The organism is Thermodesulfovibrio aggregans (genome assembly GCF_001514535.1).
In the GTDB taxonomy this organism is placed as follows: Bacteria; Nitrospirota; Thermodesulfovibrionia; order Thermodesulfovibrionales; family Thermodesulfovibrionaceae; genus Thermodesulfovibrio; species Thermodesulfovibrio aggregans.
In genome coordinates this window covers 85,053-106,190 of sequence record NZ_BCNO01000001.1, presented here as the reverse complement: position 1 = coordinate 106,190, position 21,138 = coordinate 85,053, and the positions used below count along the sequence as shown (strand labels likewise).

Annotated in this window: 21 protein-coding genes; 12 read left to right on the top strand and 9 right to left on the bottom strand. The window is 35.1% G+C overall.

Annotation, left to right across the window (positions count from 1 at the left end):
- The first annotated feature begins 1 nt into the window (after position 1).
- Positions 2-916, top strand: a complete 915-nt coding sequence (locus tag TAGGR_RS00510; protein WP_059175428.1) for a YbgA family protein — start codon at positions 2-4, stop codon at positions 914-916.
- A gap of 4 nt (positions 917-920) precedes the next feature.
- Here the strand turns inward: TAGGR_RS00510 and TAGGR_RS00505 are convergent, their stop codons facing one another.
- Both TAGGR_RS00505 and TAGGR_RS00500 read right to left on the bottom strand, forming a co-directional pair.
- Positions 921-1,853, bottom strand: coding sequence for an ABC transporter ATP-binding protein (locus TAGGR_RS00505; protein WP_059175427.1), 933 nt, complete (start codon positions 1,851-1,853; stop codon positions 921-923).
- Positions 1,854-2,093, bottom strand: a complete 240-nt coding sequence (locus tag TAGGR_RS00500; RefSeq protein ID WP_059175426.1) for a hypothetical protein — start codon at positions 2,091-2,093, stop codon at positions 1,854-1,856.
- A gap of 54 nt (positions 2,094-2,147) precedes the next feature.
- Between TAGGR_RS00500 and waaF the strand changes: the two genes are divergently transcribed.
- The 7 genes from waaF to TAGGR_RS00465 all read left to right on the top strand — a co-directional run bounded on the left by waaF (position 2,148) and on the right by TAGGR_RS00465 (position 8,702).
- Positions 2,148-3,584 carry a lipopolysaccharide heptosyltransferase II gene (waaF, locus tag TAGGR_RS00495; protein WP_059175425.1) on the top strand — a complete coding sequence of 479 codons (1,437 nt, stop codon included), beginning with the start codon at positions 2,148-2,150 and terminating at the stop codon, positions 3,582-3,584.
- Positions 3,577-4,575, top strand: coding sequence for a lipopolysaccharide heptosyltransferase I (gene waaC / locus TAGGR_RS00490; RefSeq protein ID WP_059175424.1), 999 nt, complete (start codon positions 3,577-3,579; stop codon positions 4,573-4,575). The genes waaF and waaC overlap by 8 nt, the downstream gene beginning before the upstream one ends.
- On the top strand, positions 4,572-5,006 hold the full coding sequence (locus TAGGR_RS00485) for a PPC domain-containing DNA-binding protein (RefSeq protein WP_059175423.1): 435 nt from the start codon (positions 4,572-4,574) through the stop codon (positions 5,004-5,006). The genes waaC and TAGGR_RS00485 overlap by 4 nt, the downstream gene beginning before the upstream one ends.
- Positions 5,003-5,638 (top strand): phosphoribosylanthranilate isomerase, encoded by a 636-nt coding sequence (locus TAGGR_RS00480; protein WP_059175422.1) that lies wholly within the window; start codon positions 5,003-5,005, stop codon positions 5,636-5,638. The genes TAGGR_RS00485 and TAGGR_RS00480 overlap by 4 nt, the downstream gene beginning before the upstream one ends.
- Before the next feature lie 10 nt (positions 5,639-5,648).
- Complete coding sequence (locus TAGGR_RS00475) at positions 5,649-7,442, top strand: thioredoxin domain-containing protein (RefSeq protein ID WP_059175421.1); 1,794 nt, start codon at positions 5,649-5,651, stop codon at positions 7,440-7,442.
- Positions 7,443-7,477: 35 nt separating this feature from the next.
- Positions 7,478-7,726, top strand: a complete 249-nt coding sequence (locus tag TAGGR_RS00470) for a thioredoxin family protein (protein WP_059175420.1) — start codon at positions 7,478-7,480, stop codon at positions 7,724-7,726.
- A 61-nt stretch (positions 7,727-7,787) separates the two neighbouring features.
- Positions 7,788-8,702 carry a sulfite exporter TauE/SafE family protein gene (locus tag TAGGR_RS00465; RefSeq protein WP_059175419.1) on the top strand — a complete coding sequence of 305 codons (915 nt, stop codon included), beginning with the start codon at positions 7,788-7,790 and terminating at the stop codon, positions 8,700-8,702.
- On the opposite strand, the gene TAGGR_RS00460 is transcribed toward TAGGR_RS00465, so the two are convergent.
- From TAGGR_RS00460 to TAGGR_RS00445, 4 genes are read right to left on the bottom strand one after another with little or no spacing between them, the layout of a single operon-like run.
- A complete protein-coding gene (locus TAGGR_RS00460) occupies positions 8,699-9,355 on the bottom strand; it encodes a ComF family protein (protein ID WP_059175418.1) in 657 nt (218 codons plus the stop codon). The two genes, TAGGR_RS00465 and TAGGR_RS00460, sit on opposite strands and share 4 nt — an antisense overlap.
- Positions 9,324-10,607, bottom strand: a complete 1,284-nt coding sequence (locus TAGGR_RS00455; protein ID WP_059175417.1) for an adenylosuccinate synthase — start codon at positions 10,605-10,607, stop codon at positions 9,324-9,326. Before TAGGR_RS00455 ends, TAGGR_RS00460 begins: the two co-directional genes overlap by 32 nt.
- Positions 10,608-10,628: 21 nt before the next feature.
- Positions 10,629-12,218: a phosphoglycerate dehydrogenase gene (gene serA / locus TAGGR_RS00450; protein WP_059175416.1), complete on the bottom strand. Its 1,590-nt coding sequence runs from the start codon at positions 12,216-12,218 to the stop codon at positions 10,629-10,631.
- Positions 12,215-13,372: a pyridoxal-phosphate-dependent aminotransferase family protein gene (locus tag TAGGR_RS00445; protein ID WP_059175415.1), complete on the bottom strand. Its 1,158-nt coding sequence runs from the start codon at positions 13,370-13,372 to the stop codon at positions 12,215-12,217. Before TAGGR_RS00445 ends, serA begins: the two co-directional genes overlap by 4 nt.
- 142 nt (positions 13,373-13,514) lie before the next feature.
- Between TAGGR_RS00445 and hisC the strand changes: the two genes are divergently transcribed.
- Genes hisC through TAGGR_RS00425 form a run of 4 tightly spaced genes read left to right on the top strand, consistent with a single transcriptional unit; the run spans position 13,515 to position 16,798 of the window.
- Positions 13,515-14,579: a histidinol-phosphate transaminase gene (gene hisC / locus TAGGR_RS00440; RefSeq protein ID WP_059175414.1), complete on the top strand. Its 1,065-nt coding sequence runs from the start codon at positions 13,515-13,517 to the stop codon at positions 14,577-14,579.
- Positions 14,576-15,151: an imidazoleglycerol-phosphate dehydratase HisB gene (gene hisB / locus TAGGR_RS00435; RefSeq protein WP_059175413.1), complete on the top strand. Its 576-nt coding sequence runs from the start codon at positions 14,576-14,578 to the stop codon at positions 15,149-15,151. The genes hisC and hisB overlap by 4 nt, the downstream gene beginning before the upstream one ends.
- Positions 15,148-15,876: an FAD-dependent thymidylate synthase gene (thyX, locus tag TAGGR_RS00430; protein WP_059175412.1), complete on the top strand. Its 729-nt coding sequence runs from the start codon at positions 15,148-15,150 to the stop codon at positions 15,874-15,876. Before hisB ends, thyX begins: the two co-directional genes overlap by 4 nt.
- Before the next feature lie 13 nt (positions 15,877-15,889).
- Positions 15,890-16,798, top strand: coding sequence for a PLP-dependent cysteine synthase family protein (locus TAGGR_RS00425; RefSeq protein ID WP_059175411.1), 909 nt, complete (start codon positions 15,890-15,892; stop codon positions 16,796-16,798).
- Positions 16,799-16,808: 10 nt separating this feature from the next.
- Here the strand turns inward: TAGGR_RS00425 and purE are convergent, their stop codons facing one another.
- The 3 genes from purE to TAGGR_RS00410 form a co-directional block, all read right to left on the bottom strand.
- Positions 16,809-17,330 (bottom strand): 5-(carboxyamino)imidazole ribonucleotide mutase, encoded by a 522-nt coding sequence (gene purE, locus TAGGR_RS00420; RefSeq protein ID WP_059175410.1) that lies wholly within the window; start codon positions 17,328-17,330, stop codon positions 16,809-16,811.
- 2 nt (positions 17,331-17,332) lie between these two features.
- Positions 17,333-18,178, bottom strand: a complete 846-nt coding sequence (gene htpX / locus TAGGR_RS00415) for a zinc metalloprotease HtpX (protein WP_059175409.1) — start codon at positions 18,176-18,178, stop codon at positions 17,333-17,335.
- 98 nt (positions 18,179-18,276) lie between these two features.
- On the bottom strand, positions 18,277-20,952 hold the full coding sequence (locus TAGGR_RS00410) for a cation-translocating P-type ATPase (protein ID WP_059175408.1): 2,676 nt from the start codon (positions 20,950-20,952) through the stop codon (positions 18,277-18,279).
- Between the last annotated feature and the right edge of the window lie 186 nt (positions 20,953-21,138).

Below are 21,138 nucleotides of genomic sequence, written 5' to 3'. Positions count from 1 at the left end.
AATGGCAAAGCCCAAAATAGTCATTAGCAGATGTTTTTTTCAACCAGTTAGATATAATGGAGGAATTGTTATTGATCAATTTGTTGAAAAATTAAAACCCTATATTGAATATTTAGATTTCTGTCCTGAATCTGACATAGGGTTAGGAGTTCCCCGGCAAAGACTAATTATCGTTGAAGATGGATTATCAAAGAGATTAATTCAGCCTGAAACAGGAAAGGATTTTACTGAACCAATGATTGATTATGCTAATAAAACTGTTTCTTCAATAGATGAGATTGATGGCTTTATCTTAAAGGCAAAATCTCCTTCCTGTGGAGTTGGGTCTACAAAGCTCTACAGAGATGGTAGCATAGCAGGAAAAACTGACGGTTTTTTTGCTGAGGCAATAAAGAAAAGCTTTCCCCATCTACCGGTTGAAGACGAAGGAAGACTCAGAGATGAAGGAATAAGAAAACATTTTCTTACAAGAGTATTTGCTTTTTCTGAATTAAGACAGTTGTGTAAAGATCCAAAACCAAAGTATCTTGTAGATTTTCACTCAAAATATAAGTTTTTAATCATGTCTTATAGTCAGAAACATCTACAAGAACTCGGACAAATAGTGGCAGATGGAAAGATGTCTATTGAGGATAAAATAGACAAATACAAAGAGAAGTTTTATCAGGCTTTTGCAAAAAAAACAAACAGAAAAAGAAATGTAAACGTGTTTATGCACATCCTTGGATATGTGTCTAAAAATCTTAATGAAAGAGAAAAGAAACATATTCTTCAATTAATTGATAGATACAGCAAAGGTAACATAGAAATGAAGGTGATAACAGAGCTTTTTAAAAGTCTTGCTTATAGATTTGAAAATAAGTATATTCTCTTACAGAAGTTTCTTGAACCCTATCCGCCAGAGTTAGAGAGCTAGTTCATCAATAGAGAAAACATCTGACTTTCCTATTTTTCACAATCTTCAACTCTGGAATACTGTTTTCACAGATAGCCATTTTATAATTACATCTATCAAAAAATCTGCAACCTTTCAGATTCCATGCGAGATTTTGTTCTGCCGATATCTTCAGAGTTTTTTTTCTATTCCTTCTGTGAAATCCTGGAATACTACTTATTAGAAGGCGTGTATAAGGATGAAGAGGCTCTGTAAAGACTTCATCTGTCTGCCCCTCCTCAACTATTCTTCCAAGATGCATTACTGCTACTTTATCACTTACTGTCTTAACAATATTTAAGTCATGAGTAATTAATAAAATTCCCATTTTCTTGTTTTCTTTCACTTTAAGCAGTAACTGCAAAAGAGAAGCCTGTAAAGAAATATCAAGAGCTGAGAGTGGTTCATCAGCTATTAAAATCTCTGGATTAAGTATCAAAGCCCTTCCGATTGCCACTCTCTGCCTTTGTCCACCACTAAGTTGATGGGGGTATCTGTCAAGAATGCTCTCATCAAACCCCATTTCTTTTACAATTTCAATAACTTTTGTTTTTATTTCATCTAAGGCGTATTGGTTATGAATTTTTAAAGGTTCCTCTATAATACTCTGAATTTTCATCCTTGGATTCAAAGATGCATAGGGATCCTGAAATATTATGCCTATTGACTTTCTGAAGTTTAATAGTTCTGGATTTTTCATCTGCCATATGTCATAATCTTTAAAAAGAATATACCCTGAATCTGGTTTTATCAATTTAGTTAGAAGTTTTGCTACTGTGGATTTTCCTGAACCACTCTCTCCAACAAGAGCGAATATCTGATTTTTTGTGATTTCTATGTTTAAATTGTCTACTGCAGATATGTTTAAATTTTTAGTTTTGAAAGTCTTGTTTAAATTGACTGATTTTAAAATGACCAACTATGTCTCCCAGATACTGAACTCTTCAACTATTCTGATGCCTGTGTAATAGCAACACATTTCATGATCAAGATTATTGATAAAGGACCTTTCTATTCCATCTTCAAAAATAATCCTTACAAGGCATAATCCGCCAGGCAGGTGTGAATTTTTTTCCTCAATAACCTCTCCTATGCCCCACCATGTATAAGTGAGATGTCTAACTTTATCACCAAGCTTTAAGTAAGTTCTGGCACGCATTTTTTAATTATATCCCATTTGCAATGGGAGAACAAATACCTTTAAAATACCTGTATGGATAATATCCTGATTCGTGGTGTCAACTGGCTCGGAGATACTGTAATGAGTTTGCCAGCAATAAGAGGGATTAGAAAGCTTCATCCAGACTCATCCATATCAATCCTTGTAAAAGAAAAACTTGCTGATTTATTTAAATGGGAAAATTCTGTTAATGAAGTAATTATCTATAAAGAAGGCTTTACCGGAAAAATAAAGACTATAAGGGAATTAAAAAAGAAAAAATTTAAAAGAGCTTACCTTCTTCAAAATGCCATAGATGCTGCTCTGATAAGCTTTCTTGCAGGGGTTCCAGAGAGAGTTGGATGGAACAGAGATATGAGAGGACTGCTTCTTACCCATCCTGTGCCCTATCATGGAGAGGACAGAAAAATCCATCATATTGATTATTTTTTTGAAATCCCAAAAAGATTTAATCCGTCTCTTACACCAGATTATCCATGGATAAATCCGCCCCTTGAGGAAAGATTAAAAGCAAGAGAAGAATTAAAATATCTTAAAAGACCTATTCTGGCAGTTGCTCCTGGTGCAAAATATGGACCTACAAAAAAATGGGAAACTGAGAAATTCATTGAAATAGTCTTAAGATTTACTGAAATAGGGTCAGTGGTTATTTTTGGCAATGACCAGGAAGGATTAAACATAGATAATCCCTATATTTATGACTTTACAGGAAAAACTTCTCTAAGTGAACTAATTTGTCTTCTTTCAGAATGTGACTTACTTTTATGCAATGACTCGGGAATTATGCATCTTGGATATGCCTTGGGAGTTCCTCTTGTTGCCATATTTGGTTCTACATCTCCACAGCTTACAGGACCTCCAAGATTGGCAGGAAAAATTATGAAGGCAAATTTAGAGTGCAGTCCATGTTTTAAGAGTAAATGCGATGAAATAAAATGTATGAAGTCCATTGATGTAGATGAGGTCTGGCATGCTATTTTAGAACTTTTACCTTTAAATCGGGCAGTTTTTTTTGACAGAGATGGAACACTCTGTAAAGATGCTCACTACCTTAGCAAATGGGAAGATTTTGAAGTATTCCCGGAGATTGAAAGCATTAAGGAGTTGAAAGATTCAGGATTTCTTCTAATTGGAGTTACAAATCAATCTGGAATTAAAAGAGGAATTGTTGATGAAGAGTTTGTAAAGGAAGTTAACAAATTTTTTATTGAAAAATACGGGTTTGATGATTTTCTTTACTGTCCTCATCATCCAGATGATGGATGCTTTTGCAGAAAACCAAATCCTGCAATGCCTTTGATTGCAAGATATAAATATAAAATCGATTTTAAAAAATCCTATGTTGTGGGAGACAAACAGATAGATATTGAACTTGCACAGATGATTGGTGCTAAGGGTATTCTTCTTGGAAAAGATGTAAAAGACTTGAAAGAAGTGGTAGAGATTATAAAAAGGGATGTAGATGCTTGAAAAAACAAAAAAACTTCTTCTTGTTAAACCAAGCTCTCTTGGAGATATTGTCCATAGCTTAGCCTTTTTAAAGACAGTAAAAGAAAATTTTCCAGATATCAAAATTCACTGGGTTGTTTCAAAGGAATTTGAAGAGCTTTTGACTGAACATCCCTTGATTGATAAAGTTATTACAGTTAATAAAAACAGATGGAAGGAACTGAAAAACATTGCAATCACTGTTAGAGAATTTCAAAGTTTAAGAAGGCTGTTGAAAAATGAAAACTATGATATTGTTGTTGATCTTCAGGGACTTCTTAGAAGTGCAGTTATAACATGGCTAAGTGGTGCTCCGGTTAGAGTAGGCTTTAAGGAAGCAAGAGAGCTAAGTCCAATTTTTTACAATAAAAAAATCTCTGTTTCGCCTGACATACATGCTGTTCTGCGTTATCTTGAAGTGGCAAAAGAGCTTGGATGTAAAATCAACTCTATAGACTTTCCCCTTCCTCATGGCAGAAAGCCTGAATGGCTTAATGAGTTTGAGGATTATGTTGTAATAATTCCTTCAACAAGATGGCAATCAAAAAATTGGCCTACACCTTACTTTGTTGAACTTATAAGGATGTTACCCTATAAATTTCTGATTGTTGGTTCTAAATCTGATGAAGAGGAAGCAGCTAAAATTGAAGAATATACCAGAGGTAAGGCAAAATCTGTAGCAGGAAAAACAACACTTAAAGAGCTAATTGCTGTATTTGAAAAGTCTCTTTTTGTAATAACTCCTGATACTGGAACCATGCATCTTGCTGTGGCATGTGGCAGGAAAGTTGTTGCCCTTTTTGGTCCAACATCGCCTCAAAGAACCGGACCTTTTGGCGATGGACATTTGATTATAAAATCAGATCTGCCATGTAGTCCCTGTTTTAAGAAAAAATGCGAGGAGGTAAAATGCATGAGAGAGATAACACCTGAATTTGTATATAACAGAATAATTGAATGGAGGAAAGCATGAGATATCAAAAAGGCAACACAGGAAGAGTTTTTATAGCAAAATTTGAAGATGGCGAAAATCCTCTCAGTGAGCTAATTGAAATGGCAAAAAAGGAAAAAATATTTTCTGCTGTATTCTGGTTAATAGGTGGATTGAAAAATGGAAGATTTGTTGTAGGTCCTGAAAGTGATGCTTTACCGCCTGTTCCTATATGGCGTGAAATAAAAGGAAATCACGAAATAGTTGGAATTGGAACAATTTTCTGGTATAAGGATGAGCCCAAAATTCATCTACATGGTGTTTATGGCAGAGAAGACTCTGTTAAGATGGGATGCTTGAGAGAAAATCCTGAGGTATTTCTCATTGTTGAAGCAGTAATAATGGAAATTATTGATGTAAATGTTGCAAGAGATTTTGATGAAAAATCAAAGATGATTCTTCTTAATATATGATTAGAGTGAAGATCTGCGGGATAACTAATCTTGAAGATGCTTTGTGGGCAGCAGAATGTGGAGCTGATGCAATTGGATTTATTTTTTACAAAAAAAGTCCGAGATACATAGAACCTCAAAAGGCAAAGGAGATAATAAAAACCCTTCCACCATTTATAAATGTAGTTGGCGTATTTGTAAATGAAACAGTTGAAAAAATTCAAGAAATCATAGAAATTACAGGAATTGACACAGTACAGCTTCACGGAGAAGAACCTCCTCAGATCTGTGAAAACTTTCATAGAGTGATAAAAGCATTTAGAGTTAATGAGTCTGGAAACTTGCCAGATGGAAGATCCTTAGAAGAAGTATTACCAATTTACAGAGTTTCTGCTTTTCTTCTTGACAGTTTCAGTAAAGATGCGTATGGGGGTACAGGAAAAACTTTCAATTGGGAATTTGTAAAAGTAGCAAAAAATTTCGGTAAAGTCATACTCTCTGGCGGATTGAATGTTTTTAATGTAGAAGAAGCAATAAGAAAAACCTCTCCATACGGAGTTGATGTATCAAGTGGTGTAGAACTCTATAAGGGCAAAAAAGACCATGAACTTGTAAAAAAGTTCATTGAAAAAGCAAAATATAAAAAATCATAAGGAGTGAAAAATGATTGAATGGTTACCTTACGAAGAAAGCTCATTTAAAAAGGCAGAAATTGAAGACAAACCAATTTTTCTTCACATAACAGCAAAGTGGTGTAACTACTGTAAAAGCATGAAAGAGCAAATCCTTGATGATTACGAATTAGCAGATATAATAAACAAAAACTTTATACCAATTCACATTGACAGGGATGAAAGACCTGATCTCGATATGTTCTATCAAAAAGCCTCCTACATTATTGGACAGGGAAGTGGCTGGCCCCTTAATCTTTTCTTAACTCCAGATGGTAAACCCTTTTCTGGTGTTAGTTACAAAATTAATGAAGGAAAAAATTATTTTAAAACAATGATAGAGAAAGCTCTTGATCTTTATAAAATGAACAGAGAAAACATTTTAACCCGTTCTCAGACAATAATTGATGCAATAAAGCCGACATTGTCTGTCCCATCTGAAATTAGAGAAGAACTACTTCAAAATCCTGAAGAAGACATAGTCAGAGAAATTGATTTTGAATTTGGTGGACTTAGTAAAACTCCTAAATTTCCAATTTATGCCCATATTGATTTGCTTTTATGGAGATACTGGATAAGACCAAAACCATGGGTTAAAAATGCAATTGAGTTAACTCTTAAAAGCATGGTATCTGGAGGCATTTATGATAATGTAGAAGGCGGTTTTCATAGATACTCAACTGACAGAGCATGGTTATTACCGCATTTTGAAAAATTAGCAGTAGATAATGCATGGCACATCATAAACTATCTTGATGCATACAATATCTTGAAAGACTCTTTTTATCTGGATATAGTAATGGAAATAGTTGACTATATGAAGAATAATCTTTTTTCAAAAGAAGGTTACTTCTATTCAAGTCAATTTGCTGATTCATTTTACTATACATGGCAGGAAAACGAACTCAGAGAAATTTCTGATATGACAATTGCTCTTGTAGATGGGAAGGCAATGGTTGATGAAAGATTTGTTCTTATAGGCAGAGATAGAGAACTTATTAAACAATTAAGAGATAAACTCATTTCAAAAAGAAAACAAAGGCAGGCACCTCAAATAGATAAATCAATATATTGTTTTGTAAACGGAGTTTGTGCTGAAGCATTTATCAAAACATGGAGAGTTATTAAAGATAAAAAATTGCTTACTATAGCTTTGTCAGCCATTGATAAAACTTTTGAAACCCTGTATGATGGAGAACACCTGTATAGAACAACAAAAAAAATAAATGCTTTACTTGACGACTATGCCTATATCACTTCAGCTTTGATTTCAGCATATGAGGCTACTTCAAACAATGATTATTTGGATAAAGCAGTTTCTATTACAGAAATGGCAATAAATAAGTTGTGGGATGAAGAAAATGGCGGATTTTATGATTCTGAAGAGCCAATTCTATCAAACAGATTTAAAAACATTTATGATACACCCTACCCTTCAGCAAATTCAATAATGATAATTAATCTGTTAAAACTACATGCTATAACGGAAAATGAGAGATATTTTGAGCTTGCAACTTCGTCTTTAAAAGCCTTTTCAAACTTAGCTTCAGCATATCTTTCACCTTACTATGTGAGAGCATTACTCAGTTATTTTGATTTACTGACATTGAACTTCTATACCTCTTTAGAGTCTAATCTTGGAAAAGCAGCGATTCATCAGATAACTCCATTTATAGTTATTGCTCATAGAAAAAAAGACAGCAATTACATAGTTCCTTCAGTTCTTTCAAAACAATTCGAACCAATTTATAAGCCAGAGGAATTGACAAAATTTCTGAGATTGTAGTAATTTAAATAAAAAAATTTTTATGGGAGGGTATTATGGAAATAAAAATTCTTGGACCTGGATGTGCAAACTGTTACAAAGTTGAAGAGACAGTAAAGAAAGTTGTCTCTCAACTTGGAATTCAGGCTGAAATCAGTCATATCAAAGATATAAAGGAAATTTTTAAATACACTCAGGTTACACCTGGCTTGCTTGTTAATGGAAAGCTTAAGCACGCCGGTTTTCCTCTCCCTTCAGAAGATAAAATTAGAAATATACTGATTGAAGAGCTCAGTTCAAAATAATTTTATTTGATAATAAGAATTTTTAATTTGTCATATGTGAGGAAATTTAATAAAATTAAGTATGTTAGATTTCCTCACATATACATTTCCCATATCAGGTGTTACGACCAATATTCTTATTCCACCCATTGTTGCTTTTATTGTTTCTTTTTTTACATCAATGGGAGGAGTCTCAGGTGCCTTTCTTCTGTTACCCTTTCAAGTAAGTTTTCTTAACTACACCTCTCCAGGAGTAAGTGGAACTAATTTTATTTTTAATGTAGTTGCCATTCCTTCTGGAGTTTATAGATATCATAAAGAAAAGAGAATTCCCTGGCCTCTTGCATGGGTAATTATGGTAGGGACAGTTCCTGGAATAATCATCGGATATTATATAAGAATAAAAATTCTTCCAGACCCAAAATCTTTTAAATTTTTTGTTGGGCTTGTACTTCTATACATTGGTGTAAGGCTTTTTTTTGATGTTATTAAGAAGAAAAAAGCAGCCGCACAGAAAAAGTTTGATCAGAAGCTCACAAAAGAAGCTGTAGTGAAAACAATCTCTTTTTCATTGAAAAAAACTGTTTATGAATTCTGGGGTGAGCAATTTTCATTCAGCACTATAGGGGTTTTTACTCTTGCCTTTATCATAGGAGTAATAGGTGGTGCCTATGGTATTGGTGGTGGAGCAATTATGTCTCCATTTCTGGTAACATTCTTTAAACTTCCTGTTCACAGCATAGCAGGTGCCTGTCTTATGGGAACTGCTACAGCTTCTGTTTTTGGCGTTCTTTACTATGCAATAATACCCTCACCTCCAGGTCTTCAGACAGGACCTGACTGGTTGCTTGGTATTCTCTTTGGAATTGGTGGTGCTTTTGGAATATATCTTGGAGCAAGGATGCAGAAACATGTTCCTCAAAAACACATAAAGCTTATTTTAAGTATTTTAATAGTCTATATTGCTTTACGATATATTACTCAGTTTTTTTACTAAGCTCTTGCCAGTGTTATGGCATGAATCTCCTTTGCTCCTGCTTTTTTAAGTACCTTTGCACACTCCATTAAAGTGGCTCCAGTTGTGGTAACATCATCAATAAGTCCTATTTTTAAGCCATTAATCGACTCTTTTACTATATATGCATCTTTTACATTATTAAACCTATCTTTTGCCTCAAGTGAAGCCTGATCAAGAGTATGTTTAATTTTATATAGAATTTTAAGTGATAGAGAGATTTTCCATGCCTTTGAACATTCCTTTGCAAGAATTGCTGATTGATTAAACTCTCTTTGGCGTAGTTTATTTATGTGCAAAGGTACAGGGATTAATATATCAATTTCTGGTGGTTTAACTGAGCTGAGAAGTCTTCCAAGTTCTTTGCCAATTCTTTTTATACCACCATATTTAAAACAATGTATTGCATCTTTGAGTACTCCTTCATATGCTCCAAAGCAAGTTAATGAATCAACAAACTTCCAGAAATCTCTATGAAAATTTCCTGTGGTAATTTGGTGTAAATTGAAAACCTCTATACTGTTCCAGCAGTCTTCACAAAAGGGAGAATACTTCCAGTATGACTTTTTCTTACATATAGGACAACTTTCAAAAAAGACTAAATCATAGAGGAGACTCCTTAATGATAATTTCATCTCTTTTCTGTCCCGTTGAAATAATCTGAATCTTAACCTTTAAACTTTTTTCTATAAACTCTAGATATTTTTTTGCATTCCCGGGTAATTCTTCATAGTTTTTTATACCTTTTGTGCTATCCTTCCAGCCTGGAAGTTCCTCATATATGGGTATACAGTTTTCAAGAATTTCTATCTCCTTTGGAAATTCTTCCAAAACTGTATTTCCATATCTATATCCAACACATACTTTTAATTTTTCAATTCCATCAAGAATATCAAGTTTTGTTATTGCAATCCCTGTAAATCCATTAACTCTTACAGAATGTTTTAATCCAACAAGATCAAGCCAACCACATCTACGAGGTCTTCCTGTGGTTGCACCATACTCGCCACCTTTTTGTCTTATGGATTCACCAAGTTCATCTTTCATTTCTGTAGGGAAAGGTCCTCCGCCCACTCTTGTAGTGTAAGCCTTTACAATTCCGATAATGCTATCAATTTTTTTAGGACTTACTCCTGCTCCTGTGCATGCACCTCCAGCCACTGTGTTTGAAGAAGTAACATAAGGATATGTTCCGTGGTCAATATCAAGAAGAGTACCCTGTGCACCTTCAAATAAAACATTCTTACCGCTGTCAATTGCTTCATTTATCAAAATATCAGTATCGGCAATGTATTTTTTAAGTTTGTCTGCATAAATCATATATTGATTGAATATCTCCTCCCCATTCAATGGCTCAGTGTGATATAAATTTTCGAGTAAGAAATTGATTATTTCAAGATTTGCATGAATTTTACTTTTCAGTACCGCTGGATACAAAAGATCAACCATTCTAACACCATTACGGGCAATTTTATCAGTGTAACATGGTCCTATACCCTTTTTTGTCGTACCGATTTTTTTACTTTTTTCAAGTTGTTCCTCTATGGCAATGTGATATGCCATAATAATATGACAGTGTTTTGCAATGAAAAGATTATCGTTGATTTCTACTCCTTTATTTATTAATGTCTCTATCTCTTTTAATAAACTTTCTGGATTAACAACAACGCCGTTTCCAATAATGCATTTCTTATTTTTATGGAGAATACCTGAAGGAATCTGATGTAGTATATACTTTTCATCTCCTACAACAACAGTATGACCCGCATTGCATCCACCCTGAAATCTTACAACATAATCAAAATTAAACTCTTCTGTTAAAAAATCAACTATTTTACCTTTTCCTTCATCTCCCCATTGTGCTCCTACGATGACAGCTGTTGGCATTTTCTCTCTCCCTGATTAATCTTAATTATTAGAAATATAAACTGGTTTTACTTCCAGAATATTTGGAAGTTTCTTTATTGTCTCAATTATTTCTTCTGTAAGTGGTGCATCAATACTTATAACAGAAAACGCAATTCCACCAACTTCCTTTCTTCCAAAATGCATGTGTCCAATATTGATGTTGTTCTGTCCGAGCAGAGTTCCAATATTACCAATAACACCAGGGCGATCCCAGTTTCTCATAAATATCATATTGCCTTCAGGAATAATTTCCATTGAGACATCATTAATCTGAACTATTCTTGGATCTCTTCTACTTAAAAGAGTGCCTGCTATAATAGCTCTGTCATCTTTACCGATAAGAATTATCTTTACAAGGCTTTGATAATCTCCAGCTTCTTTCCCCTTTATTTCTCTAACTTCTATACCTCTTTCTTTTGCAATAAATGGAGCATTAACATAATTTACAGGTTCTCCAAGAATAGGATCTAAAATTCCCTTTAGTGCTGCAGCTGTCAATGCCTGTGTATTAACGCTGGAAATTTCGCCAAGATATTCAATCTGAATCTGTTTAATACTTTTTGTAAATATTTGAGAGGCAAAACTACCCATTCTTTCAAGAAGTACAAGATATGGACGAATAAGAGGAACTTGATCAAAAGGAATTGATGGAAAGTTAACAGCATTACGAATTGTACCATTTATCAAATAATCTATAATCTGTTCTGCTATTGCAACAGCCACATTTTCCTGAGCCTCTAATGTGGAAGCACCGAGATGGGGGGTGCATATTACTCTTTCATCTGCTATAAGTGGATAACCCTCTTCTGGAGGTTCCTTTTCAAAGACATCAAGGGCAGCACCAGCAACTTTTCCTGATTTTATTGCTTCGTAGAGATCCTTTTCATTTACTATTCCACCTCGGGCACAATTAATTATGTAAACTCCGTCTTTCATTTTTGCAATTGTATCTTTGTTGATTAAATACTTTGTCTCAGGTGTGAGAGGAGTATGGACTGTAATAAAATCTGATTCAGCAAGGAGGCTATCAAGATCAACTTTTTTAATTCCCAGTTCCTCTGCCCTCTCATCACTTAAGAAAGGATCAAAGGCTAAAACATTCATTCCCATGCACTGCATTCTTTTTGCTACTTCAGAGCCAATTCTACCAAGACCGATTATTCCAAGAGTTTTATTGTAAAGTTCAACTCCCATGAATTTTTTCTTTTCCCATTTTCCTGCCTTCGTAGAAGCTACTGCTTGAGGAATTCTTCTTGCCAGTGCAAAAAGCATTGCAATAGCGTGTTCAGCAGTTGTTATAGTGTTGCCACCAGGAGTATTCATAACAACGATTCCTTTTTTCGTGGCAGCAACTTTATCTACATTGTCCACCCCTGTTCCTGCTCTACCTATTACTTTAAGCTTATCTGCAGCTTCAATAATTTCAGCAGTTACCTTGGTAGCGCTTCTTATAATCAAAGCATCGTATTCACCTATTATTGCTTTAAGTTCTTCAGGTTTTAATCCTGTCTTAACATCAACCTGAAGTCCTGCCTTTTTTAGAATTTCAACTCCTTTTGGAGAAATGCTATCACTGACAAGAACTTTCACTTTCTTTCTTCCTCCTTTGAAAAAATTTCTTCTAATTTGGCAACTCCTTTACCAAAAGTAACTGGATATCCAAGTTCTTTAAGAGTCATTTCAAGTGCTGAAATACCAACAATTACATCAAATTTATCAGCATATCCGAGATGGGCAAAACGAAACACTTTACCTTTAAGTTTGTCCTGTCCACCAGCTGCTGTAACTCCGTATTTTTCTCTTAAAGTTTTATAAATAACCTGTCCATCAATTCCCTGTGGTGCTTCAATTGCTGTAACAGCATTGCTTGGCGTACCTTTGGCAAACAAATTTAATCCTATTTCTTTGACAGCCTCTCTTGTTGCGCGAGCTAAAAGAGCGTGTCTACGGAATATATTTTCAAGTCCTTCTTTTTGCATGAGTTTCAGTGCCTCGTTGAGTCCGATAATAAGAGATACGGCAGATGTAAAGTTGGTTTGATTCTTGGCAAGATTCTCTCTTTCTTTTTTGAGATTAAAGTAAAATCTCGGCATTTTTGATTTCTCATTTCTTTTCCATGCTTTCTCGCTTACACTCACAAATGCAAGCCCTGGAGGAAGCATGAATCCTTTCTGGGAACCACTCACCATAACATCAATTCCCCACTCATCAGTTTTTATGTCATGAGCAACAAGTGCTGAAATTGAATCAACTATAAACAGAGTATCTTCATAATTCTTTACTATTTTCCCAACTGCTTCAACATCGTGATATACACCAGTGGAAGTCTCACTTGCCTGAATAAAAACTCCTTTTATATCAGGATGTTTCCTTAATTCTTCTTCAACTCTATTAACATCAATTGAGAATCCCCATTCAACAGGAATTTCAATTACATTTAAACCATATGCCTGGGCTATTTTTACCCATCTTTCGCCAAATTTACCACCATTTATTACAAGAACCTTCTCGCCGGGTGAAAAAAAGTTATTTACTGAAGCTACCATTCCACCTGTGCCAGTGGAGCAAAGTATTAAAACATCGTTTTTAGTCTGATAAATCCACTGTAAACCTTTTTTAGCTGAATCAAGAATCGGTAAAAAATCTGGACTACGATGATGAATTACTGGCATTGCCATACTAAGTAGAACCTCTGGTGGGACAGGCGTTGGTCCCGGTGCAAGTAGGTATCTTTTTAAGAGCATTTTTGCCTCCTTTTTATAGTTTGATAATAAATATATTACCATAACTCAAGCTTTTAAAAATACTGTATCATAATGTTTTATTGACAGCTAATGGACTATTGAGAGTTGACAATATTTTGATAACAATTTATGATAAAAATCTATGAACAAATTGAAAGTAGAGTCTCTTGCAAGAAAAAATATTCAAAAGCTCAAACCATATCAGGCAAAGGAAATTTCCTGTAAAATAAAGCTCGATGCGAACGAGTCTCCATTTGCTGTTAAAATATCGGATTTTATTTCAGAAATTAATATTCCACTAAACAGATATCCTGATCCTGAGGCTATTGTATTGAGAAAAGCTCTTTCAAAGAAAATAAAACTCAGCTATGAAAACATAATGCTTGGTAATGGTTCTGATGAATTAATCTATTACTTAATCCTTACATTCGGAGGTCCTGTTCTCTATCCTGTTCCCACCTTTGCAATGTATGGAATAATAGCTCAATCTGTTGGAGTCGAAGCAATTGAATGCAAACTTGATAAAGATTTTGATATAGATGATGAAAAATTTTTAAAACTCGTTAAATTAAAAAAACCTCGTTTAATTTTTCTCAGCTCTCCAAACAATCCAACAGGCAACACATTTTCAACAGATAAAATTTTAAAAATTATTGAATTTGCACAAAAAAACTCATCAATTGTGGTCATTGATGAAGCCTATCAACCTTTTTCAAGTGAAAAGGGATTTTTACCATTTCTTAAAGATTATGAAAATCTTTTAATCTTAAGAACACTGAGTAAAATCGGATTTGCTGGATTAAGATTGGGATATCTTATTGGGAAAAAAGAATTCTTGCATGAAATAAACAAAGTGAGACTGCCATATAATATAGATTCAATTACACAGTATGTGGCAACTGAAGCTCTTAATAAATTTTATCCACAGATAAAAAAATTTATTTCAGAAATTATAAAAGAAAGACAAAGAGTTTACAAAAGACTACTAAAGATTAAAAAACTGAAAGTTTATCCATCAGAGGCAAACTTTATATTATTGAAATTAAAGAATAGTAAAGAAGTTTACAAGAAACTCCTAAAGGCTGGAATTTTAGTGAGAGACCTTTCTTCAATGATAGATAATGCTTTAAGAGTAACAATTGGAACGAAGGAAGAGAATGAAGAATTTTTAAAAGCATTAGAAACAATACTAGAGGAAAAGGGATGAGAAAGGCATCACTAAGCAGAACAACAAAAGAAACAGATATTAAAGTAGAGTTTAATCTTGATGGAAATGGACAGGCTAATATAAAAACTTCTGTGGGATTTTTAGACCACATGTTTGAACTCTTTGCTTTTCATGGAAACTTTGACTTAAAAATTGAAGCAAAAGGTGATATACATGTGGATTATCATCATTTAGTTGAAGATTTAGGGATTGTTTTAGGCAAATGTATTGATAAAGCCTTAGAAGACAGAAAGGGTATTAAAAGATATGGTTTCGCATCAATTCCAATGGATGAAGCTCTCACTCAAGTATCTTTAGACCTTGGCGGCAGAGCTTTTCTTATTTACAATGTTTCTGTTGAAGGATACATTAAGGATATTGATATAAGACTTTTTGAAGAGTTTTTTAGAGCAGTCGCAAATAATGCAAAGATAAATCTCCATGTCAATCTTGTTTATGGAAAGGATTTGCATCATATTGTCGAATCAATATTTAAAGCCTTTGCAAAATCCCTTAATGAAGCAAGTAGAATAATCGGAGAAAATGTACCTTCTACAAAAGGGATTATATGAAAGAGGTCTCTCTTAAAGTATCAATTCTTACTTATACCCCAGAGCCAGAAAATGTGGTAGCTCTTTCTGCAAGACTTTGTTATAGTCCTGTGGGAATTAAGGAGTTAAAAGAAAAATTAACTGAAGATGAAAAAGACAGATTAATAAATCTTTTACGAGATAGTGGACATCTCAGCCCCTTTGAACATGTGAGTTTCACTTTTGCTGTTGAAGGTATTTCAAGAGCCTGTTCTCACCAACTTGTAAGACATAGAATTGCCTCATACAGTCAGCAATCTCAAAGATATGTGAGCAAACAAAAGGGTTTTGATTTTATAATTCCTCCAATTATTAATCAAAATAATGAAATTAGAGAGATCTTTCTTGAAGCAATGGAAAAAGCACATGAATACTACTGCAGAATTCTTCAACAACTTGAAAGCAAAGGGATAAAAGGAGAACTTGCACAACAGGATGCAAGATTCGTTCTTCCAAATGCTGCAGAAACAAAGATAGTAATCACAATGAATGCAAGAGAGTTACTTCATTTTTTCAGGGTTCGTTGCTGCAACAGAGCTCAATGGGAGATAAGAGAACTTGCAACAGAGATGCTCAAGCTTGTTAAAGGAATTGCACCAAAACTTTTTAAAGATGCAGGACCTGGATGCCTTAAAGGTTCATGTCCTGAAGGTAAATTCAGTTGTGGACAAATTGAAGAAGTAAGGAAAAAGTTTAAAAGCTTGTGATATAATTAACTCTATGAGTGTAATAGATATTATAGGAAACACTCCACTTATAAGACTTGACAGAATTAATCCAAACCCGAGAGTTATTCTCTATGGAAAATTTGAAGGAGCAAATCCAGGCGGTTCTGTTAAGGACAGAACTGCCCTCTATTTAATAAAAGAAGCTGAGGAAAAAGGCTTACTCACAAAAGATAAAATAATACTTGAACCAACCTCAGGGAATACGGGTATTGGACTGGCAATGATAGCTGCAGCTAAAGGATACAGAATTAAACTTGTGATGCCTGCATGTGTAAGTGTAGAGAGGAGAAGAGTTCTTGAAGCACTTGGTGCAGAACTAATTATAAGCCCTGCTGAAGAAAGTACAGATGGAGCAATAAGACTTGCTCATCAAATTTATGAAGATGCTCCTGAACTGTATTTTATGCCAAATCAATTTGATAATGAAGCCAATGTGAGAGCTCATTATGAAACCACAGGAAAAGAAATTATAGAGCAAACAAATGGAGAAGTCACTCATTTTGTGGCAGGTATGGGCACAACAGGAACAATTATGGGAGTGAGTAAACGACTTAAAGAATTTAACAGCAATATCAAAATCGTAGGAGTTGAACCTGTTCCAGGGCACAGAATTCAAGGCTTGAAAAATATGTCGGAAGCAATAGTGCCTAAAATTTTTGATCCTTCAAGGCTTGATGAAAGATTCTTCGTTAATGATGAAGAGGCATTTGATACAACAAGAAAATTAGCGATAAGAGAAGGTGTATTTGTTGGAATGTCATCAGGAGCTGCAATGCATATAGCACTTAAAAAAGCAAGTGAGTTGAGAAGCGGTGTTATTGTTGTAATTTTACCTGACCGAGGAGATAGATATCTTTCAACATCCCTTTTTGCATCAATCTGCAGTAAGTGCCCTCCATAACCTAATAAGGCTAAATATTTTGTAGTTTCGTCTTTATCTCTTCAGATTTCTTAAGAACCTTGTTGTACATCTCTTTTCTTTTTTCTTTTAGTTTATTCCTTAATTCAGAGTATTTTATAGAAATAATCTCACATGCTAAGTATGCTGCATTTTCAGAGGCATTTATTCCAACTGTTGCGACAGGAACTCCCGGTGGCATCTGAACTGTTGAAAGCAAGGCATCAAATCCGTTTAAAGCTCCAGAAGCTATAGGCACTCCGATAACAGGAATAGTTGTATGAGCTGCTAAAAATCCTGCAAGATGAGCAGCCATTCCAGCTGCAGCTATTATAACTTCAACTCCTCTTTCTTCTGCCTCTTCTGCGTATTTTTTTGCTCTATCCGGTGTTCTGTGAGCTGAACAAACATCAAGTTCAAATGGAACATCCATATCAGATAAAACCTTTGCTGCCTTTTTCATCACCTCAAAATCACTGTCACTTCCCATCAAGATTAATACCTTTGAACTTTGATTCTTAAACTTTGAATTCATAACTAATATCTCCTTGCCATTGCTTCAAGTCTTGCAATTCTCTCTTCAATTGGTGGATGAGTACTAAATAACTTCATCAAGCTACGACCTGAAAGAGGATTTACTATGAATAGATGAGCTGTTCCAGGATTTGCCTCCATTGGTATTGCCTGAGAGGCATGATGAAGTTTCCTTAGAGCATTTGCAAGATAAAGAGGATTTCCTGCAATTTTTGCACCACCTTCGTCTGCTGCATACTCACGAGCTCTGCTGATTGCAAGTTGTATAATCATTGCAATAATTGGAGCAAGGATCATCATAATCAGTGCTACTATTGGATTTCCTCCCTCCTCATCATCATGTCTTCCACCAAATATCATTGCCCATTGAGCCATCTGAGCAAGATAGGATATAGCTCCAGCAATAGTTGCAGCAATTGTGCTTATTAAAATATCTCTGTGTTTAATATGAGCAAGTTCATGTCCAATAACTCCTTCAAGTTCTTCACGGGAGAGAATTCTCATAATTCCTGTTGTAACTGCAACTACTCCATGTTTTGGTGATCTCCCTGTTGCAAATGCATTTGGCTGTTCAGACTCAATGATATAAACTTTTGGCATTGGAAGTCCTGCTCTTTGAGAAAGTGTCCTTACAATACTGTAAAGTTCAGGAGCTTCAGCCTCTGAAACTTCCTTTGCTCCATACATAGCAAGAACAATTTTATGACTGAAGAAGTAGGCAAAGAAATTCATGCCAAGTGCAATTATTAGAGCAATAGTAGCTCCATGCTTTCCGCCAATCAGAGAACCAATAAAGATAAAAAATACTGTAAGAAAAACCATTAAAACCATCGTTTTCAATGTATGCATACTCTAACCTCCTCTAATTTTCTTATTTTTCAGGTTTTATAATAAAAATTAACATAAAAAACAGAGGAAAGTCAAAGCTTGAGACTGACTTAGAGAGTTCATCTTCTCTTTCTTCTTAACCATTTATCAATTTCAACAACTACTATGACTGAGAGTGCTATCAGAATAATATTTTGCCAGTCCTCTGCTGAGATTGGCTTTGTCCTGAATACCCACTGAAGTGCCGGCAGATATATGAAAGCAATCTGGGCAAGTGTTGCCACAATAAGACTCAGGAAAAGAAACATATTGCTGAAAGGGTTTATTCTAAATATGGATTCATACTCAGAGCGGCTGTTCCATGCCTGAAAGAACTGGAAGAAAACCATTGTGGTTACTGCTACTGTTCTTGCTGTCTCTAAAGACTCTCCCTGTTCAAGAGCTTTCATGAAAGTATAAGCTACTCCCAGGGATATTAAAAATCCAACAATTATTGTTCTTTCAATCATAAGCCTTGACATTATTCCTTCTTCCGGAGGTCTTGGTGATCTTTCAATAACTCCCTTTTCTCCAGGCTCAAAGGCAAGTGAGATAACCTGAAGTCCATTTGTTACAAGGTTTATCCAGAGTATCTGAGCTGGAAAGTAGGGAATTGGAAGTCCAGTTACAACTGCACCAATTATGGAAAGAATTGAGGCAAGACCTGTGGGAATAAGGAAAAAGACTACCTTTCTTATGTTATCAAAAACAACCCTTCCCTCTTTTACTGCATTGAAGATGCTTGCAAAGTTGTCATCAGTGAGCACCATATCTGATGCTTCCTTTGCCACATCGGTTCCACTCTTGCCCATTGCAATTCCTATGTGAGCTGCCTTAAGTGCAGGTGCATCATTAACTCCGTCTCCAGTTACTGCTACAATCTGTCCCTGAGCCATGAGTTGTTTTACTATTTTTAATTTATGCTCTGGCGAGACTCTTGCAAAGATATTTACTCTTTTTACCTTTTCAAAGAGTTCCTCATCCGTCATCTTCTCTAAATCTTTTCCTGTGAGAACCTCTGATTTTTCATCTCCAATTCCAAGCATATTTCCTATTGCCTTGGCTGTAACTGCGTGATCTCCTGTAATCATTACAACTCTAATGCCTGCCTTTTTACATCCCTTTATAGCCTCAATCGCCTCAGGTCTTGGTGGGTCAATCATTGCCTGAAGTCCTGTAAATACTAAACCCTCTGCAGCGTAACACTGCTCAATCTCTTTGCATGATATTTCTTCTGTTTCTTTTGGAACCTTTACATAGGCAAAGGCAAGCACTCTCATTCCCTCTTTTGCAAATCTGTTTATGATTGAGTGAATCTCTTTTTTATTAAGCTCTTCTCCCCAAAAATTTTTCCTGCATAGGTCAACTATCTTTTCCGGTGCACCCTTGATAAAGACTAATTTTTCACCTCTATGCTTATGTAAAGTAGCCATATAGCCTCTTTCTGATTCAAAGGGTATGGTTTCAATAAGTTCATATCTTTTTTCTTCTTCAGCTTTATTTAAACCTGCTTTCAATGCCGAAACAATCAATGCACCTTCAGTGGGATCTCCTTCCAGTTTGAACTCTCCGTCTTCTTCATATATGTTAGACTCATTGCATAATAGTCCTATTCTCAACGTTTCTATCAAAGCTTCGTAGTCCTTTTTAAGGTCAACCTCCAAGCCATTATGAAGAATCCTTCCCTTTGGTTCATATCCGCTTCCTTCTACTTCGTATATTTTTTTCCCATCGTAAATTAGCTTTACAGTCATCTCATTTTTTGTGAGTGTGCCTGTTTTATCTGTACATATAACTGTGGTGCTTCCAAGTGTCTCAACAGCATGAAGTCTTCGCACTATGGCATTTCTTTTTGCCATGCGTATAACACCAACTGCTAATGTGACCGTTACAACCATAGGAAGCCCCTCTGGTATGGCAGCAACAGCTGCAGCAACAGCAGTCATGAACATCTCTTTGATGCCTTCACCAATTATCAGTCCCATAACAAAAAGCAATACAGAGGCAACTACAACAAATATCCCTACCAGATTTGCAAATTTTTGAATTTTATCCTGAAGAGGTGCCTTAACTGCCTCTGCTTCCCTTATTCCCTTAGCAATCTTGCCAAATACAGTGTTCATTCCTGTTTCAACAACTATGCCCTTTGCTCTTCCACTTACCACAATTGTTCCCATAAATGCCATATTTTTCTGATCACCGTAGGTCAGATTTTCATCCTTTATTGTATGATGATGCTTTTCAACAGGAAGGGATTCCCCTGTAAGTATGGATTCATCAATTTTAAGCTCTACTGTGTGAACAAGCCTTATATCAGCAGGAACACGAATACCAGAATAAAGAAGCACAATATCTCCAGGAACAAGCTCTTCACTATTTACCTCCTTTTCAATGCCATCTCTCAAGACCTTTGCCTTTGGAACAAGCATTTTCTTTAAAGCTCTCACACTCTGTTCAGCTTTATATTCCTGTATGTAGCCGATCACTGCATTGAGAATGACCACAGCAAAGATGACACCAGAGTCTATGTATTCTTTGAGCACTAATGTGATTGCTCCAGCAATAATCAAAATATAGATAAGAGGGCTTGCAAACTGATGTAGAAATATTTTTAGCTTATTTATGTCCTTTTCTTCTGCAAGCTTGTTAGCTCCATATTTTTCAAGCCTTCTTTTTACCTCTTCGGAAGTAAGACCTCTTTCTGATGTGTTTAACCTTTGATAAATCTCTTTAAGGTTTATCTGATACCAATGCATATTATTTCTTCCTTAAATAGTCACATAGACTAATTCTACTATTACGAGAGGAAAAACAAAGTCAGGAAGAAAACTTACCAGAACAAGGATTTTTTTGAATTTCATGATATAATCAAACATTGTCAAATATTATAATTTAATTTAATTCCCTAAGTCTATTGATGTTGAAATTGAAGCATAGACCAA

Bases quoted from the DNA above. Each gene is read 5' to 3' on its own strand.
- TAGGR_RS00510 (WP_059175428.1), top strand. From the start codon at position 2: ATGGCAAAGCCCAAAATAGTCATTAGCAGATGTTTTTTTCAACCAGTT.
- TAGGR_RS00425 (WP_059175411.1), top strand. From the start codon at position 15,890: ATGAGTGTAATAGATATTATAGGAAACACTCCACTTATAAGACTTGAC.
- waaF (WP_059175425.1), top strand. From the start codon at position 2,148: ATGGATAATATCCTGATTCGTGGTGTCAACTGGCTCGGAGATACTGTA.
- purE (WP_059175410.1), bottom strand. From the start codon at position 17,330: ATGAATTCAAAGTTTAAGAATCAAAGTTCAAAGGTATTAATCTTGATG.
- TAGGR_RS00475 (WP_059175421.1), top strand. From the start codon at position 5,649: ATGATTGAATGGTTACCTTACGAAGAAAGCTCATTTAAAAAGGCAGAA.
- TAGGR_RS00470 (WP_059175420.1), top strand. From the start codon at position 7,478: ATGGAAATAAAAATTCTTGGACCTGGATGTGCAAACTGTTACAAAGTT.
- TAGGR_RS00445 (WP_059175415.1), bottom strand. From the start codon at position 13,372: ATGCTCTTAAAAAGATACCTACTTGCACCGGGACCAACGCCTGTCCCA.
- thyX (WP_059175412.1), top strand. From the start codon at position 15,148: ATGAAAGAGGTCTCTCTTAAAGTATCAATTCTTACTTATACCCCAGAG.
- hisC (WP_059175414.1), top strand. From the start codon at position 13,515: ATGAACAAATTGAAAGTAGAGTCTCTTGCAAGAAAAAATATTCAAAAG.
- TAGGR_RS00485 (WP_059175423.1), top strand. From the start codon at position 4,572: ATGAGATATCAAAAAGGCAACACAGGAAGAGTTTTTATAGCAAAATTT.
- TAGGR_RS00500 (WP_059175426.1), bottom strand. From the start codon at position 2,093: ATGCGTGCCAGAACTTACTTAAAGCTTGGTGATAAAGTTAGACATCTC.
- TAGGR_RS00480 (WP_059175422.1), top strand. From the start codon at position 5,003: ATGATTAGAGTGAAGATCTGCGGGATAACTAATCTTGAAGATGCTTTG.
- TAGGR_RS00410 (WP_059175408.1), bottom strand. From the start codon at position 20,952: ATGCATTGGTATCAGATAAACCTTAAAGAGATTTATCAAAGGTTAAAC.
- TAGGR_RS00460 (WP_059175418.1), bottom strand. From the start codon at position 9,355: ATGAAATTATCATTAAGGAGTCTCCTCTATGATTTAGTCTTTTTTGAA.
- TAGGR_RS00455 (WP_059175417.1), bottom strand. From the start codon at position 10,607: ATGCCAACAGCTGTCATCGTAGGAGCACAATGGGGAGATGAAGGAAAA.
- htpX (WP_059175409.1), bottom strand. From the start codon at position 18,178: ATGCATACATTGAAAACGATGGTTTTAATGGTTTTTCTTACAGTATTT.
- TAGGR_RS00465 (WP_059175419.1), top strand. From the start codon at position 7,788: ATGTTAGATTTCCTCACATATACATTTCCCATATCAGGTGTTACGACC.
- waaC (WP_059175424.1), top strand. From the start codon at position 3,577: ATGCTTGAAAAAACAAAAAAACTTCTTCTTGTTAAACCAAGCTCTCTT.
- hisB (WP_059175413.1), top strand. From the start codon at position 14,576: ATGAGAAAGGCATCACTAAGCAGAACAACAAAAGAAACAGATATTAAA.